At 68.8% G+C, this 14,751-nt stretch carries 19 protein-coding genes; 11 read left to right on the forward strand and 8 right to left on the reverse strand.

Features of this window, described 5'->3' with window-relative positions:
- Positions 1 to 67: 67 nt before the first annotated feature.
- Complete coding sequence (locus tag AB0B76_RS41170; RefSeq protein ID WP_360385943.1) at positions 68 to 1,129, forward strand: LLM class flavin-dependent oxidoreductase; 1,062 nt, start codon at positions 68 to 70, stop codon at positions 1,127 to 1,129.
- Positions 1,126 to 1,743, forward strand: coding sequence for an NAD(P)H-dependent oxidoreductase (locus AB0B76_RS41175; RefSeq protein WP_360385945.1), 618 nt, complete (start codon positions 1,126 to 1,128; stop codon positions 1,741 to 1,743). The genes AB0B76_RS41170 and AB0B76_RS41175 overlap by 4 nt, the downstream gene beginning before the upstream one ends.
- 113 nt (positions 1,744 to 1,856) lie before the next feature.
- Here AB0B76_RS41175 and AB0B76_RS41180 read toward each other — a convergent pair whose 3' ends face one another.
- Together AB0B76_RS41180 and AB0B76_RS41185 are read right to left on the reverse strand one after the other, a co-directional pair.
- Positions 1,857 to 2,549, reverse strand: coding sequence for an SDR family NAD(P)-dependent oxidoreductase (locus AB0B76_RS41180; protein ID WP_360385947.1), 693 nt, complete (start codon positions 2,547 to 2,549; stop codon positions 1,857 to 1,859).
- 152 nt (positions 2,550 to 2,701) lie between these two features.
- A complete protein-coding gene (locus AB0B76_RS41185) occupies positions 2,702 to 3,535 on the reverse strand; it encodes a helix-turn-helix transcriptional regulator (RefSeq protein WP_360385949.1) in 834 nt (277 codons plus the stop codon).
- A 508-nt stretch (positions 3,536 to 4,043) separates the two neighbouring features.
- On the opposite strand from AB0B76_RS41185, the gene AB0B76_RS41190 reads away from it, so the two are divergent.
- The 5 genes from AB0B76_RS41190 (at position 4,044) to AB0B76_RS41210 (ending at position 6,884) form a co-directional block, all read left to right on the forward strand.
- Positions 4,044 to 4,511, forward strand: coding sequence for a cupin domain-containing protein (locus AB0B76_RS41190; RefSeq protein ID WP_360385951.1), 468 nt, complete (start codon positions 4,044 to 4,046; stop codon positions 4,509 to 4,511).
- Between the two features lie 82 nt (positions 4,512 to 4,593).
- A complete protein-coding gene (locus AB0B76_RS41195) occupies positions 4,594 to 4,863 on the forward strand; it encodes a hypothetical protein (RefSeq protein WP_360385953.1) in 270 nt (89 codons plus the stop codon).
- Positions 4,863 to 6,080, forward strand: a complete 1,218-nt coding sequence (locus AB0B76_RS41200; protein ID WP_360385955.1) for an alpha/beta hydrolase — start codon at positions 4,863 to 4,865, stop codon at positions 6,078 to 6,080. Before AB0B76_RS41195 ends, AB0B76_RS41200 begins: the two co-directional genes overlap by 1 nt.
- Entirely contained in the window at positions 6,077 to 6,352 is a 276-nt protein-coding gene (locus AB0B76_RS41205) for a hypothetical protein (protein WP_360385957.1), read from the forward strand. The genes AB0B76_RS41200 and AB0B76_RS41205 overlap by 4 nt, the downstream gene beginning before the upstream one ends.
- A 112-nt stretch (positions 6,353 to 6,464) precedes the next feature.
- Positions 6,465 to 6,884 (forward strand): Dabb family protein, encoded by a 420-nt coding sequence (locus AB0B76_RS41210; RefSeq protein ID WP_360385959.1) that lies wholly within the window; start codon positions 6,465 to 6,467, stop codon positions 6,882 to 6,884.
- Positions 6,885 to 7,057: 173 nt separating this feature from the next.
- Here the strand turns inward: AB0B76_RS41210 and corA are convergent, their stop codons facing one another.
- From corA to AB0B76_RS41225, 3 genes are all read right to left on the reverse strand, one after another.
- Positions 7,058 to 8,143 carry a magnesium/cobalt transporter CorA gene (corA, locus tag AB0B76_RS41215; RefSeq protein ID WP_360385961.1) on the reverse strand — a complete coding sequence of 362 codons (1,086 nt, stop codon included), beginning with the start codon at positions 8,141 to 8,143 and terminating at the stop codon, positions 7,058 to 7,060.
- 103 nt (positions 8,144 to 8,246) lie between these two features.
- A complete protein-coding gene (locus AB0B76_RS41220) occupies positions 8,247 to 8,369 on the reverse strand; it encodes a hypothetical protein (protein ID WP_360385963.1) in 123 nt (40 codons plus the stop codon).
- Positions 8,370 to 8,389: 20 nt separating this feature from the next.
- Positions 8,390 to 9,196 (reverse strand): hypothetical protein, encoded by an 807-nt coding sequence (locus tag AB0B76_RS41225; RefSeq protein WP_360385965.1) that lies wholly within the window; start codon positions 9,194 to 9,196, stop codon positions 8,390 to 8,392.
- A gap of 117 nt (positions 9,197 to 9,313) precedes the next feature.
- Between AB0B76_RS41225 and AB0B76_RS41230 the strand changes: the two genes are divergently transcribed.
- Positions 9,314 to 9,718, forward strand: a complete 405-nt coding sequence (locus AB0B76_RS41230) for a metalloregulator ArsR/SmtB family transcription factor (RefSeq protein WP_360385967.1) — start codon at positions 9,314 to 9,316, stop codon at positions 9,716 to 9,718.
- Between the two features lie 15 nt (positions 9,719 to 9,733).
- Here the strand turns inward: AB0B76_RS41230 and AB0B76_RS41235 are convergent, their stop codons facing one another.
- Positions 9,734 to 9,967 (reverse strand): AAA-associated domain-containing protein, encoded by a 234-nt coding sequence (locus AB0B76_RS41235; protein ID WP_360385969.1) that lies wholly within the window; start codon positions 9,965 to 9,967, stop codon positions 9,734 to 9,736.
- Between the two features lie 660 nt (positions 9,968 to 10,627).
- On the opposite strand from AB0B76_RS41235, the gene AB0B76_RS41240 reads away from it, so the two are divergent.
- Positions 10,628 to 11,782 (forward strand): magnesium and cobalt transport protein CorA, encoded by a 1,155-nt coding sequence (locus AB0B76_RS41240; RefSeq protein WP_360385971.1) that lies wholly within the window; start codon positions 10,628 to 10,630, stop codon positions 11,780 to 11,782.
- Positions 11,783 to 11,855: 73 nt separating this feature from the next.
- On the opposite strand, the gene AB0B76_RS41245 is transcribed toward AB0B76_RS41240, so the two are convergent.
- Both AB0B76_RS41245 and AB0B76_RS41250 read right to left on the reverse strand, forming a co-directional pair.
- Positions 11,856 to 12,590 (reverse strand): DUF4118 domain-containing protein, encoded by a 735-nt coding sequence (locus tag AB0B76_RS41245; protein ID WP_360385973.1) that lies wholly within the window; start codon positions 12,588 to 12,590, stop codon positions 11,856 to 11,858.
- A gap of 258 nt (positions 12,591 to 12,848) precedes the next feature.
- Positions 12,849 to 13,094, reverse strand: a complete 246-nt coding sequence (locus tag AB0B76_RS41250; RefSeq protein ID WP_360385975.1) for a hypothetical protein — start codon at positions 13,092 to 13,094, stop codon at positions 12,849 to 12,851.
- 43 nt (positions 13,095 to 13,137) lie between these two features.
- Between AB0B76_RS41250 and AB0B76_RS41255 the strand changes: the two genes are divergently transcribed.
- Complete coding sequence (locus AB0B76_RS41255; protein WP_360385977.1) at positions 13,138 to 13,305, forward strand: hypothetical protein; 168 nt, start codon at positions 13,138 to 13,140, stop codon at positions 13,303 to 13,305.
- A gap of 301 nt (positions 13,306 to 13,606) precedes the next feature.
- Positions 13,607 to 14,641 carry a magnesium transporter CorA family protein gene (locus AB0B76_RS41260; protein WP_360385979.1) on the forward strand — a complete coding sequence of 345 codons (1,035 nt, stop codon included), beginning with the start codon at positions 13,607 to 13,609 and terminating at the stop codon, positions 14,639 to 14,641.
- The last annotated feature ends 110 nt before the right edge of the window (positions 14,642 to 14,751 follow it).

Here is a 14,751-nt window from a genome sequence, read left to right on the forward strand (position 1 = left end):
GCCTGCGCAGACAAGTTATGACCTGCGTGGCGCGGGAGGGACCCGGCCGGCAGGGAAGGAGCGACTGATGAGTTTCGAGATCGGGATCATGACTTTCGGTGAGGTCACGAAGGATCCCGTCGCAGGGCGGCTGCCGTCACCGCGGCAGCGCGTGCGGGAAACGATCGAGCAGGCGCGTGTCGCCGACGAGGTGGGCCTGGACGTGTTCGGCGTCGGGGAGCACCACCGCTCCGACTTCGTCGGGTCGGCGCCGACGATCCTACTGGCGGCCGCGGCCGAGGCGACCGAGCGCATCCGCCTGACGAGCTCGGTCACCGTGCTCAGTTCGGAGGACCCCGTGCGGGTCTGGGAGCAGTTCGCGACGATCGACCTGCTGTCGGCCGGCCGGGCCGAGATCGTCGCGGGCCGTGGTTCCTACACCGAGTCCTTCCCGCTGTTCGGGTACGACCTGCGGGACTACGCAGATCTCTTCCGCGAGAAGCTCGAACTGCTGCTCAAGATCCGTGAGCGGAATCCGCTCACCTGGTCCGGGCGCTTCCGCGCACCGTTGGTCGACGCCGACATCGCGCCCCGTGCGGACGGCGACACCATCCCGATCTGGGTGGGGGTCGGCGGCTCGCTCGCGTCCGCGATCAGCACCGGCAGACTGGGCCTGCCGATGGCGCTGGCGCTCCTGCTGGGACCGGTGACATTCCACGAACAGACCGTCGAGCTGTACCGCGCGGCCGCGCAGAAGGCCGGGCATGATCCGGCCACGCTGCCGATCAGCATCAACGTCCACGGGTACGTCGGGCGTACCAGCCAGGAGGCACGGGAGACGATGTACCCCTACTTCGCGCAGGGAATGGCGGAGAACAACCACCAGCGAGGTGTGGGCTTTCCGCTCTCGCGGGCCGCGTTCGACGCGCAGGCCTCGCCCGGATCCGGCCTGCTGGTGGGCAGCCCGCAGGAGGTCATCGACAAGCTGCTGCGCTACCGCGAGTTGTACGGCATCAACCGTGCCATCATCCAGATGGGCTTCGGTGGGATGCCGCAGCAGGAGCACCTCAAGGCGATCGAGCGGCTCGGCACCGAGGTCGCGCCTGTCGTACGCCGTGAGGCCGCCACGATCGCGCGGAGCGCGGCATGACCACCACCCCGTCTGCCGTCGACGCCGGCCCGGCCACTCCACTGGCCGGGCCCGAGCTGCGGGTCGTGGTCGTCAACGGCAGCCCGAACCGGCCGTCCAAGACGATGGGCCTGGTCGACGTCGTCCTCGAGACGTTGGCGGGGATGCTCCCTTTGGAGGCGTCCCGGATCGACGTCTACCGGCTCGGCCCGGGGTTCACCGGGGCCGTCGAACGCGAGGACGTCACCCCCGACGTCGAGGCCGCCCTCCGGCAGGCCGAGATCGCCGACCTTCTGATCGCGGCAATACCGGTGTACCGGGGCTCCTACCCGGGAATGTTCAAGCACTTCTTCGACCTCATCGACCAGTACGCGCTCGCCAACAAGCTCGTCCTGCTCGTCGCGACCGGCGGGGGCGAGCACCACGCGCTCGTCCTGGAGCACGCCCTCCGGCCGCTCTTCGCCTTCTTCCAGGCGTTGACCGTACCCGTCGGGATCTTCGCCTCCGCCGGCGACTTCGACGGGATCACTCTGCTCAACCCGCGGGTCCATGGCCGAATCCAGATGGCCCTGGCCGACGTTGCCGACCTTTTAGGTGCCCGAGCCACCGGCACTCGCGCCACCGGCTCTGCGTGATCACCGCACGCGGGATCCTCGGCCGTGGTCCCGTCTGCGGGCATTGGAGGGTCGGTGCGGTGGTCCGATCCCTCGACGACCCCGACAAGTCGTCGTTCCGGCTCAGGGTAGGTTCACCACGGAAGGCTTCCGGACCTGTCGATGAACTTTCCCGTCGGCCCGTCAGGGCCGATCGTCGCGAGCGTCACGATGGATTCGGCACCCTCGGCGATGCTGTGTCCGAGACCGCCGGTGAAGTCGGTCGCGGTCTGCCCGGGGTCGGCGGCGTTGACCTTCACGTCCGTCAGTTCCTTGGCGTACTGCGTCGTGAGCATCGTGACCGCGGCCTTCGAGGCGGAGTAGAGGGGCAGGGCGTACTGCGACTCGATCCGCGCTGAGTCGTGGGTCATGCCGAAGGAGCCCATCCCGCTCGACACGTTGACGATGACCGGGTTCGACGACTTGCGCAGCAGCGGGAGGAACGCGTGTGTGACGCGCACGATCCCGACGACGTTCACGTCGAGCACGGCACTCATGTCGGCCGCGGTGTACTCCTCGACCGGGCCGACCCGGCCGAGGACACCGGCGTTGTTGACGAGGACGTCGACCGTTCCCTCGTGCGCGGCGACGTCGGCGGCCGCGGCCTCGACCGAGGCGTCGTCGGTCACGTCGATCTGGACGAACCGGGCGCCGAGCGACTCGGCCGCGGCCCGACCGCGTTCAGGGTCGCGGGCACCGATGAGGACGGTGTGCCCCGCCTCGACGAGGCGACGAGCGGTTTCAAGACCGAGAGACTTGTTGGCCCCGGTGATGAACGTGGTGGTCATGCTGGCTCCTCCTGACTCCGAACAGCATCGTCATGCGCTGTTCACGCACTCGATGCTGAGCTCTCGGGAGCTTCGGCGGGAGCTACAGGACATCCTGGTACAGCGCGTACCACCCAGCAGCCCGGTCCACGGACGGGGCGGGACTCGGCTGCTCATCTCTGCGAAGACATCCTGTGGACACCGATGGCCGCAAGGAATTCGAGCTTGCTGCGGGCGTCGGTGTCGGGCTGCGGTGTGTACACCACGAGGCGGAGATTCGTGTCCTGGGTGGTGAGCACGTCGGAGTTCAAAGCGATGTCTCCGACGTCCGGGTGTTCGACCAGCTTGTGCGAGCTCTTGTGGCCACCCACCGATCGGCGGCTCCACAACTGGCAGAACCGTGGGCTGCGGTTCAACCGCGAGATCAGCGACGCGACGTCGGGATCGTCGGGATACCGGCTCGTCGTCGCCCGCAGGTCGGCGATGAGGGACTCCTCGAACGCCGCCTGCTCGGCTGCCGGCTGCCGGACCCGGGGCAGCTCGCTCAAGAACTGCAAGACCAGGACGTTCCGGTCTCCCCTATCAAGGACCGTGGGATCGCCGAACGTGGCCGCGAACAGCGGATTCCAGTGCAGCAATTGCCAGGTGGCGTCGTAGATCGCCAGCGGGTTGCCGGCGAGCTGATCCACGATCCGATACAGGCTTCCCGGAATCATCTGCGGAACCCGGCGCGGGTCTGCGGCGTGACCGGCCATGCGCAAAAGGTGAGCGTGCTCGTCGTCGGACAGGTGCAGGGCGCGAGCCAGAGCGGAGCAGACCTGCGCTGAGGGCGTCGCCACCCGTCCCTGCTCGAGTCGGACCACGTACTCGACCGAGATGCCGGCCAGCATCGCCAACTCCGCGCGTCGCAGACCGGGAACCCGACGGGGTGAGCTGTGCGCGAGCCCCACCGTCGCCGGGTCCAGCCGATCCCGCCACGCCCGCAGCGCGTCACCGAGTTGATCCATGCACACCATCCTCCCGCACCCATCGCACCGCAGGGTGGTACGCGCTGTGCCAGGAAGTCCCGTAGCTCTCGCCGACGCTCCCGGGGGCTCAGGGCATCGGTGCAGGTACGGAAACCGCCGCTCCAGCCGTTCGCGCGCAGTGGCGAGGACAGCGACGGTATAGGTGGTTTTCGCCGACGCGAACACGCCGCCACGATGCGAGCTTGAGAACGTGACAACGACAGGTACGCCCCACCAGCAGCGTCCATCGGTCGGTGTGGCCGCGTGCAGACTCAGGGCGGGCCGCCAGCCCGAACTTCGGACCCTGGCGGCCCGAGGGCGAGGCGTCGGAGCTTCCCCTGCCGGTGGAGGAGCTTCAGGTCCAGTGTCCTCCCGAAGGCACCGCCGATCCTTACCAAACTGGCCCGGCACGGGCCTCTCCCGCCGGCCAGAAGCTGATCCCATCGTCGGCGAGCTGATTCCCGCCTGACAGCCCGCCGAGACCGACAATCGACATAGGAGATGACCCATGAGTATGGCGCACCTCGCCCAACCCGAACAACAGCAACAACTGGAATGGCTCGACGGCGGCACGCTGGCGATACTGCTCGACGGCGAAGCTACCGACGGACAGCTGACGGTGGGTCGATTCGACGTCAGCGAAGGTGAAGCACCGCCGTTTCACATGCACACCCGCGAGGACGAGGTGTTCATGTTGATCAAAGGTTCGGCCCTGTTGTGGTACGGCGACCAGGAGATGCAGCTGTCCGAGGGCGGCATCGTCTACCTGCCCCGAAACGTGCCACACGGGTACCGCATCACCTCCAAGAAGGCCGACCTACTGATGATCTGCACGCCGGCCGGCATCGAGGGCATGTTCCGGCACGCGGGGCGGGACAAGGCGACTATGCGCCCGGACGGGTTTGAGATCCGCCTCGACCGAATGGCGGAAGCGGCCGAGATATTCGGCAACGTCATCGTCGGCCCACCACGCTGAGAGCCGGCAGGCAGTCGGGCCACAGCGCCGGGCTGCTCGTCCAGACCCACCGGGCACCGACGAGCCGGTTGGCGGCCGCCGGGTGACCGACCTGGAAGAGATCATCGAGGAGGGCTCACGCATGTACGGACTGGTACCCCCCCGACAGGGCGCCCAGCGCCCGCGAATGGACGCCGACCTGTTCCGGCGTTATCTCGAGATCGCCGCCGCCGAGAATGTCCTGGGCTGGTCGCCGCCCGAGCTTGCCGAGCGGGGCGGCGTTGCACAGCTGAGCAACACCCGGTACGGCCGGCCGGCGGTCTTCCTGGTGAAGGCGCTGCGGGCGCTCGCCTCGCGAGACGAGGTGGCGTGATGAACCTCAGCACAGACCCGTTGTTTGACTTTAATCTGCTTCGCTGGATCGGTACCGCCCCCTATCGTGGCGCCGACATCGCCGAAGTGCTGGACCTGGCCGGCCGGCTCATGCCCGGCGACTTCGAGAGCTGGTACTCGCAGTTCCGCGCTCTCGCTGATCGTGTCGCAATCGAGGGATGGCACGACGAGTCCACGTCGTCGGCGACCCGGCGGGACCGGGCTTTCCGCGCCGCCTCCTACTACCGCGCCGCCGACTTCTTCTTGCACGGCGATCCCGCCGATCCGCGCATTGGGCAGACCTGGGCGGCTGCTACCGAACAGTTCGACCGCGCGATCGCCGAACTCGACCCGCCGGGCGCGCGCGTCACCATCCAGGCCGCCGGGTTCACCGTGCCGGCGGTCTTCTGCCGGGCCAGCCGCGACGGCACGCCCCGCCCGACCATCCTGATGTTCAACGGGTTCGACGGTAGCCAGGAGGAGATGCTGCATGTGTGCGGGTTCGCCGCGCTGGAGCGCGGCTTCAACGTCCTGACCTTCGAGGGGCCCGGGCAGCCGAGCGTCGTGCGCGGGCAGGGGCTCGGGTTCCGACACGACTGGGAGGCCGTGGTCACGCCCGTCGTCGACTACTGCGAGGCGGTGCCGGAGATCGACGCGTCGGTCCTCGGCCTGCTGGGCGTGTCCTTCGGCGGGTACCTGGCTCCCCGCGCCGCCGCGTTCGAGCCGCGTATCCGGGCCGTGGTCACCATCGACGGCCTGTACGACGGCTACCAGTCGGTGCTAGGCCTGCTGACCCCGCGGCTGCGGACCCTCCTGGAAGCCGGGAAGTCCGACGGCTTCAACGCCGCGATCCGGCGCGCCATGGCCGACAACAAGGCCCTGCGCTGGTACATCGAGCAGGGCCTGTGGAGCTTCCGGGTCGCCAGCCCGTACGAGTTCTTCGAGCGGGCGCGCCCATACACGCTGGACGGCATCACGGACAAGATCACCTGTCCGGTGCTGGTGTGCTCGGCCACCACCGACCACTTCAACCCCGGCCAGGCAGAGAAGCTCGCCGAAGCGCTGGGCGAGCGGGCCACCCTGCGGCCGTTCACCCCCGAGGAGTCGGCCGCGTCCCACTCCCACCCCGGGGCCTCGGTCCTCATGAACGGCGTCGTCCTCGACTGGCTCACCACAACCATGACCCCCGCGGCCGTCGCTTCGGGTAAGGCGCGGTGAACCGCCGGGACCCGGCCGCGGGGACCGCTCGGCTGCGGCAGCTGACGACCGCTGGGCTCGCACCGGTCCAGCGCACCCTCTACGACACCGTGATCGAGGCGATCGGCTCCGGCGGGCGCCCGGACTTCGAGTCCGCCGAAGAGGCCAGCGCCCACGACCTCCCCCGGCAGCTGGTCGGCGGACCGCAGATGGACGACGCCACCTACGCACGAGCGGCGGGCGAACTCGGCGACGAAGGCCTAGCGGACATGGTCCTGCTCATCGGCTTGTAACTCAGCGCCTGCGCCGTCATCAACGCCTTCGACATCGGCGCCCCCGCCAACCCCGCGGAAAGCTTTCTGGTGCGGTGACTGCCGCACCGGACGAGAGAACAGGAGAGGACCGATGATCTACCACAGCACGCGGATGACCGTCAAGCCCGGTGTGGCGCCGGAGAAGCGGGAGGAGGTGCTGGAGAGCCTGCGTAACCAGGGCCGGGTGATCCCGTCAGTGAAGTCGTTCATCGTCGGGCGTGACATCGGCGGCGAGTACGAGTTCGCCGCGATCTACGCGATCGAAGACCTGGACGGGTACTGGGAGTACCTGATCCACCCCGCTCACCACCACACCGACATGATCGGGCTGCCACTGGGTGAGAAGTTTGTGTCCTACGACGTGGTCGACGACGACGACCCGGACATGGCCGCGAAGATCGCCGCACTGCACCAGCGCCGCTACGACAACGACCCCGAACTCACCAAGCTGGTGTCGGACCTTGCCAGTTACGAGGGCAGCGCTGCCCCCGGCCCGCACGGCGACCGCTGACCACGAGGAGCGGCCCGGCAGGCCCCTACACGGCCTGCCGATCCCGGGGCGGGGGCGCCCAGATCGCCAAGGGCGTCCCCCCACCGGACGCGACGGGTTGAGAACGACGTTTCGGTGACCGGGGCGTAGGCCCGACCGGCGGATCAATAAGGCCGAGAACAGATCAACTTGATTCAAAGCCAGCCGGAGCGGCGCAGGTAGCGGTAGAGGATGATGGAGCTGATCAGCATGATGGTGAGCACGATGGGGTAGCCGTAGCGCCAGTTCAGCTCGGGCATGTATTTGAAGTTCATGCCGTAGATGCCGGCGATGGCGGTTTGCAGGGCGGCGATGGCGGCCCAGGCGGCGATCTTGCGCATGTCGTTGTTCTGGTCGACGGTGACCTGGGTGAGGCGGGCCTGCAGGACGGAGTTGATCAGGTCGTCGGAGGCGTTGACGCGGTCGACGACGCGGTTGTGGTGGTCGGCGACGTCGCGGAAGTAGCGGCGGATCTCCTTTGGAAGCTGGACGAGGTGGCCTTCCAGGATGGCGGCGAGGGGCTGCTGGAGGGGCACGACAGCGGAGCGGAACTCGACCAGTTCGCGTTTGAGCTGGTAGACGTGGCCGATGTCGATACCGGCGGTGCGTTGGAACACCTTGGCTTCGACGTGGTCGAGGTCGCGTTGGATAGCGGCGACGATAGTGAGGTAGACGTCGACGACCCTGTCATAGACGGCGTGGACGACGGCCCAGGGTCCCTGGGCCAGCAGTTTGCGGTGGGCTTCAAGGTCGGCACGGACGGAACGCAGCTCCCCGATAGCGCCGTGGCGCACGGTGATGACGAACCTCTCGGCGACGAAGATCCGCACGGAGCCGGTGTCGATGACTTCGCTGGTCTCGGTGAGCTCGGCGTGTTCGACGTAGGAGGCGGCGCGGATCGCGAGGAAGGTGATGTCCTCGTAGCGTTCGATCTTCGGTCGTTGCTCGGGGGACAGCGCGTCCTCCACGGCGAGGGGGTGGAGCCCGAATGTCGATGCGACGGCGGCGAAGTCGGCCTCGTCGGGTTCGTGCAGTCCGATCCAGACGAACGCGTCCGGTGTGTCGCGGGCTTGGTCGTACATCTCGGCGAACGTGCGCTGTTCGGGTTGGCGGACCCCGGCGATGTAGAGGGCGCAGTCGACGATTGCGTCATGGTGCCGCTCCGGGTGCTGGGGAGGCGTTTCGACGGCGTCGGCCGGGCCGCCCGTCAGCGGTGTCCGCCAGCCCTTGAAATGTCCCATGGTGATGTTGCCTTTCGGGTCACGTCGACGCGGTGTGCGGTGCCGCTGGTATCTCGTCGCCGGTTGCGCTGATGAACGTCGGTGGGTCGACGGATACGGCGGGTCAGCCGGCGCTGCCGGCCGGGTCCGCCGTGATGAGCACGGCGATCACGATGATCCAGGCGGCGAAGCCGATGACGAGTATCCATGGCAGCAGGCGGCGTGCGAGGCTCCTGCGCGGGGTCATGGCGTGGTCTCCTTCGGCTGTCATTGGCACGGTGTCGTCCGGCGTACGGTGATCGCGTTGCCGTCGTCGGAGGCGGCCACGATGATGCTGGCGGTGTCGTCGCGGTAGGCGACCCGGTTGGAGCCTGCGGCGAGGTAGGTGCGGGCCCCGGCCGGGACCGTGAGGCGGTCGGCGAGCCGGCCGCTGTCGGTGCTGCGGCTGATCGCGGCGACGGTCCTGATCTGTCCGGCCGGGCAGTCCAGGGTCGCGGTGGTGAGGGTTGCCGGGGCGGTGCCGAGGGAGTCCAGCAGCGTGGTGATCGCCGGTACGGCCGGGTCTCCGGGTGGCGGAGCGCTGTCGGCGGTCGTGGCGGGCCCGGCGACGCAGTCGGTTGCCGCGTCGGCGACCAGCCAGCCTACGCCGAGTTGCCGCACGGACACCCGCACCCCGCCGGCCAGGTCGGCGGTCAGGGGTGGTGCGGACCCGGACGTCACCGTGTCGCGGTGGGCCTGGTACGCGGCGGGAAGTCGTTGGGCGATCCGGCCGATCAGTGTGTCCTCATCGCCGCCGGCCACGTACAGTTCGACGGTGCGGCTGTAGCGGCCTCCGGTGCGCAGCACACCCAGTGGGCAGGTCGCGGCCCGGACGAGGCCGTTGACAGCGACTGCGGGTTCGTCGCCGGCTGCGGCGAGCACGTCGGCGAGGGCGCGGTCCATATCGGGCAGAGCGGCGTCGACCTTCGGGTCCCGGCCGGCCTGCCACCGCCACACGCCGACGGCCGCGCCGGCCAGCAGCGCGAGCGCGGCCAGCACAGACACGGCGAGCAGCCACCGTTTCCTGGTCGACATGAGCCAGATTGTGCCCGACGCCGTCGGGCCTGCCGGCCGCCAGGCACCACCGGGCAGGCCGTGTCGACTGGGATGGTTGCCTGGCCCGGGCACATCGCAGACGCTACGGTTACTTGCGTGGAGGCGCAAGAACAGTTCGGGCCGGTGGTCGACGTGCTCAAGGCTCTCGCGGAGCCGACGCGGCTGCGGTTGGTGTGGACATTGGCGCAGCGGGAGCATTCCGTCGGTGAGCTGGCCGAGCTGGTGGGCGCCCAAGTCGCGGCGGTGTCGCAGCACCTGGCCCGGTTACGCGACGCGGGTCTGGTTACGTCGCGTCGAGACGGCACGCGGATCTTCTACCGTGCCGCCGCGCCGCATCTGGCGGCCCTGCTCGAGCAGTTGATCGTGGTCGGCGGGCACGTGACCGGCGAGCTCGACCTCCCGCTGCCGTCGGCGCCGGCGGTCGCGGCTGCGTTGCAGGCGGAGGATCGTGGCCCGGCGGCCCGGCCGGGGGCGATGCAGGCCCGTACCGCCGGGGCCTGAACTCCTGCGCGCGGTTCAGCTGGGCTGTCGGCCGGTGTCGGTGAGGGCGACGCCGTTGGTGTCGACGGTGGCGAAGCCGAGCAGGTCCAGGCCGTCGACGGTGGGGAACAGGTCGTCGACGTCGAGGCCGAGTTCGTCGGCGACGTCGGCCGCGACACCGCGGGCCTCAAGGCCCAGCTCGACGTTCTGCTGCACGGTCAGCCAGGGCGGCAGGGCGAACCCCTCTCGACGACGTCGGCGTGGCAGCACGGGCAGGGGCGAAGACCATCCTTGCAATACGTCGCGACGACACGTCGCACAATGCGATCAGCCGGGCCCGTCCATCGTGGTCGGCACCCCGTCCTGAGCGGTCCGGCGCGACTACGGCGACGAACGCGCGTGTGTCGGCGCAGCGTGCTGTCCAACGTACGATGGATGGTGAAGCATGGCCCTCTGGACGGGCGGTCGGGATGGCACTCATCGGCATTCTGGTCCTCTTGGCGCTGTGGCTGGTTTGTGCCGCGACGGCGCTGTACATGGCGTCACGGCTCGCCCACCCCGATGACGGGCGTACCTGGCACCTACACAAACGGCGGCCGCACCGGCGCTGAGCTGCCGACCCCGCGCCGCGCCAGTCGCATCCACGGTCACAATCTCTCGGCGATGTCGGGATCTTTGCGTCTGCACGCAAGCAACGCGTACGATCGCGGCGTCGGACAGGTCGACACGAAGGAGGTGGGGCAGCCATGAGTAGCAGCCAACCTCCGAGTTCGCGCTGACGTTCCAACTCAGCGCGTGCCCACCGCCGCGCATCCTCGCCACGCTGTCCGCCGCTCAACAGCTTGATGCTGTACTGCCCGGCTCAACCGGCGTGTGCGCTTCCTGCGGACTCCGTGTCCTCGTCGCGTCGTTCTCTGTGGAGGCCGTGCCATGTCCGATCAGCGTCTGCGTGCACTTCGGCTGACTCGACGGGTGCTGGCGCGCCCGGACCACCGGGCGGCGCAGCTCGCGCCGCCGGAGCTGTCGATGGACCCGCGCGCCGCGGCGGCGGTCCCGCCGGTTGAGCAGAGCGTCGTCACCTCAGCGATCTACCGCGACGGCAAGCGTGTCGACAGCCCACCCACGCTGGCCGAGACCTACCGACGGCTGCGCGAACAGCCAGACACGATGGCCTGGATCGGGTTGTACCGGCCCGCCGAGACGCAGCTGCTGGCCGTGGCCGACGAGTTCGGGCTGCACGAACTGGCCGTCGAAGACGCCATCGTCGCGCACCAACGGCCCAAGCTGGAACGCTACGGCGACACCCTCTTCGTGGTCCTGCACGCCGCCCGCTACCTCGACGACATCGAATCGGTCGACTTCGGCGAACTGCACCTGTTCGTCGGCAAGAACTTCGTCCTCACCGTCCGCCACGGCCCCGCCCCCGACCTGCCGACCGTGCGCCTGCGCATGGAGAACGACCCCGAACTGCTGCGCCGCGGCCCCGAAGCGATCCTCTACGCCATCCTCGACAGCGTCGTGGACGGCTACGCCCCGGTCGTCGCCGGCCTGCAACACGACATCGACGAGATCGAGACCGAGGTCTTCCGCGGCGACCCCACGGTCACCCGACGCATCTACGACCTGTCCCAAGAGGTCATCGAGTTCCAGCGGGCGGCGCGGCCCCTGCTGAACATCCTCAACCGCCTGTCCGCCGGATTCGACAAGTACGGCACCGACGAGGAACTGCGCCGCTACCTCGCCGACGTCGCCGACCACGCCACCACGGTCGCCGAACGCGTCGACGGCTTCCGCCAGACCCTCGCCGACATCCTCACCCTCAACGCCACCCTCGTCTCCCAGGCCCAGAACGAGGAGGTCAAGCGCCTCACAGAGGCCAGCTACGCCCAGAACGAAGAGATCAAACGCATCTCCTCATGGGCGGCCATCCTCTTCGCCCCCACCCTCATCGGCACCGTCTACGGCATGAACTTCGACCATATGCCCGAACTCCACTGGCTCGGCGGCTACCCGTTCGCGCTCGCGCTGATGGCACTGGTCTGCGTGGCGCTGTACATGGTGTTCAAACGGCGCGGCTGGCTGTGAGTGCGCCACGAACAACAACGATGACGCTGTCAGTCTGACAGGGCTGGAGCGCTCGAGGTTCACAACGCAGGGATTACACAGAGCCGCTGGTCTCGTCGGGCCTCGCGGCGTCGAGGGCGGCACCGGCCTGGTCGGCGAGCGTGACGGCGACGAGGCGGGCCTGCAGAGGCACGACGGCCCCGCGGGTTGGCTGGAGCATGAACCGTCCATAGAACCGTCCACCGGCGGATGCCCGCAGTTCGATCTCTTCGTCCGGGAACTCGTCTCCGTTGAGGTTTCCGTGGACGCGGCCGTGTGTGATGCTGCCGTCGCGTTCCAGACGTGCCGGATGGCCGAGCAGGGTCCCGTACTCGAACCGGCATCCCTGCAGGTGCAACAGGTCAACCAGCTGCGTTCGCACCTGGTCGACCACGGCGCGGCTCTGCGCGCCCGACTGGACCAGTGCAGTGGTGCGCTGAATTTGCGCCAGGTGGTCGGCGTCGGTGATTGTGACCAGGTACAGGCGCCTTGCCCGGGCCGCGAGCTGCGAGACCGCCAGACCCACGACGAGCAGCAACGCCGCCGTGGTGATGTCGGCCGACGCGGCGATGGTGAACCGCCCGTAGGGCTCGGTGAGGAACAGATCGAACCACGCCGCGGCCGACAGGGCCGCAAGCGCACCAGCCAGGCGGTTGCCGATAGCGGCCACCGCCACCACGGCCACGACCAGGACGAGCGCCGCGTTCGCCGCGGACAGACTGCCACGAAACGGGGTCAGCGCCGCGGCGACCGCGAGCGGCACCACGACCGCGGCGGCCAACGCGAGCATGTCTCGGCCGGGATACCTGGGCATGGACACACCTCCTTGCTTCCGGTGCGACCGTACCGCGCGTCGTGGTCACGACTGCCGGCGTCACCAGTGCTCACCCACCACGAGGCACGCCGGGCTCTCCTGGCTGCCGCATCGGCCCGTTGACGGTCGCCGCTCAGCCGTCGCCGTCACCGTTGATAGCGACGGATCGCGGTGACGGAGCCGCGATGACCAGCTGACCGCGCGATTGGCGATGATGCGTGGGTGCGCTCGTTCCTACGTGGTGGGTAGATCGGCCGCCGCGAGGGCGCCTTGTGTGGTGAGCCAGGTGGCGAGGTCGTGGAAGTCGTTGCGGCGGGCGGCGTCCAGCGGGGTGAGGGGTTCCCACGGGGCGGGCCGGTTGAGGTCCGCGCCGCAGGCGAACAGGAGTCCGGCGGTTGCCTGTTGGCCGCCGTGGCAGGCGCCCCACAGCGCACCGTCGATCTGCTCGGGTGGCGGGCCGGCGGCGAGGTGGTCACGCACCCGGTCGAGCAGGCCGAGCGCGGCGGCGTTGAACAGGCTGGCGTTGCGCGCCGCATTCGACGAGACGGCGCGCGGCCGCCGCGCCTACTACCAGATCACCGACGCCCGCGTCGCCGAACTCGTCGTGCTCGCCCACGCCCTCGCCGCCGACAACCACACCGCGCTGTGCGCCTGCCACCGCATCACCGAAGCCGAGACCACCGACACCTGACCGTCCAACTCAGGCAGACGGCTTTCCCCGCGCGGCGGCGAGCTCCTGCGCCAGATCGCCGGTGAGTTCGCCGGGCAGGTTCACCACGACGGGCAGTGGACTCGACGCTGGTCATGCCCTCATCGCCGGGCTGACCGGAGGTGCAGCGGATCTTCGGAAACTTGACGAAGAAACAACGCTGACGCCCGGCCTGAACGGGGAACCTTGGATCATGGTTCGGGTACGGCGCCGCGACGGCCCCGGCTCCGGGATCGCGACCGGACCAGACCGAGTGGGGGGGATAGGTCCCATGGACGTGCGCATGATCACCGCAGCAGGGGTGAGCGAACATTCCGCCGACGCGTTGCCGGCGCTGCTGGCCCGCGACGACGGTCTGGTCTGGGTCGACATCCCGGGCTGCGACCCGCAGGCCGTCCACGTCCTGTCGGAGGTTTTCCGATTCCACCCGATGGCCGTCCAGGACTGCGTCGAACGCAACCGGGTGCCCAAGATGCACGCCTATTCCGACCACGTGCTCGTCGTCCTGCACGCCCCGGAACGCGGCGAGCGCGGCCACGTGCACTACGTGGAACTCGACCAGATCATCGGCCGCAACTACCTGGTGACCGTCCACGGCCCGGTCAACCCGGCGGTACCGCCCGAGGTGCCCCTGCGCGAGACCAGCCAGGTGCTGGCCCGCCTCCGCAGCGGGCGGCTGCGCCCCGTCATCCCGTTCGACCTGTCCTACGCCATCGCCTCGGCCCTCATCCGCAACCAGGAGGACTACGTCGAGGCGGTCACCAGCCAGGTGTGGCACCTGGAGCAGCGGGTCACCGGCGGCGAACCCGACGACGCCCTGGAGTTTCTCAACGAGCTGTTCCAGGCCCGCCACGGGCTGCTCGCCGTGCGAACGATGGCCACACTCAGCGGCGCGATCTACGGCCGGGTGGCCGCCCTCACCGCCATCTCCGACGCCGGGAAACGGCTGGCTGCCGACCTCGCCGACAAGTTCGAGCGGGTCCGCGCCGTAGCCGACGGAGAACGCGAGTATCTCCAAGGCGTCATCGAGTACTACCACACCGTCCTCGTCATCAAGGCCGCGCTGATCGGCCAAGCACAGAACGAGGAGGTCCAACGGCTCACCGCGGCAAGCTACGCGCAGAACGAACAAGTCAAGAAGATCTCCGCCTGGGCCGCGATCTTCTTCGCTCCCAGCCTCATCGGCACCGTCTACGGCATGAACTTCATCCACATGCCGGAGCTGCATTGGACCCTCGGCTACCCGCTGGCCCTGGTCCTGATGCTCGCATCGTCCGCAGCGCTGTACCTGTTCTTCAAACGCCGAGGATGGCTGTAATCCCGAACTGGCGGGCTAGTACTGCAACGGCAGTTGGGTTGACCGGGCATGGATGATGTTCGCTGTGGCGGCGGAGATTGAGGCGTGGTCGGCTGAGCTGGATCGGTTGC

The sequence above is a fragment of the Dactylosporangium sp. NPDC049140 genome (genome assembly GCF_040648435.1).

Coding starts and splice junctions, on each gene's coding strand:
- AB0B76_RS41170 (WP_360385943.1), top strand. CDS start 68: ATGAGTTTCGAGATCGGGATCATGACTTTCGGTGAGGTCACGAAGGAT.
- AB0B76_RS41175 (WP_360385945.1), top strand. CDS start 1,126: ATGACCACCACCCCGTCTGCCGTCGACGCCGGCCCGGCCACTCCACTG.
- AB0B76_RS41180 (WP_360385947.1), bottom strand. CDS start 2,549: ATGACCACCACGTTCATCACCGGGGCCAACAAGTCTCTCGGTCTTGAA.
- AB0B76_RS41185 (WP_360385949.1), bottom strand. CDS start 3,535: ATGGATCAACTCGGTGACGCGCTGCGGGCGTGGCGGGATCGGCTGGAC.
- AB0B76_RS41190 (WP_360385951.1), top strand. CDS start 4,044: ATGAGTATGGCGCACCTCGCCCAACCCGAACAACAGCAACAACTGGAA.
- AB0B76_RS41200 (WP_360385955.1), top strand. CDS start 4,863: ATGAACCTCAGCACAGACCCGTTGTTTGACTTTAATCTGCTTCGCTGG.
- AB0B76_RS41210 (WP_360385959.1), top strand. CDS start 6,465: ATGATCTACCACAGCACGCGGATGACCGTCAAGCCCGGTGTGGCGCCG.
- corA (WP_360385961.1), bottom strand. CDS start 8,143: ATGGGACATTTCAAGGGCTGGCGGACACCGCTGACGGGCGGCCCGGCC.
- AB0B76_RS41220 (WP_360385963.1), bottom strand. CDS start 8,369: ATGACCCCGCGCAGGAGCCTCGCACGCCGCCTGCTGCCATGGATACTC.
- AB0B76_RS41225 (WP_360385965.1), bottom strand. CDS start 9,196: ATGTCGACCAGGAAACGGTGGCTGCTCGCCGTGTCTGTGCTGGCCGCG.
- AB0B76_RS41240 (WP_360385971.1), top strand. CDS start 10,628: ATGTCCGATCAGCGTCTGCGTGCACTTCGGCTGACTCGACGGGTGCTG.
- AB0B76_RS41245 (WP_360385973.1), bottom strand. CDS start 12,590: ATGCTCGCGTTGGCCGCCGCGGTCGTGGTGCCGCTCGCGGTCGCCGCG.
- AB0B76_RS41260 (WP_360385979.1), top strand. CDS start 13,607: ATGATCACCGCAGCAGGGGTGAGCGAACATTCCGCCGACGCGTTGCCG.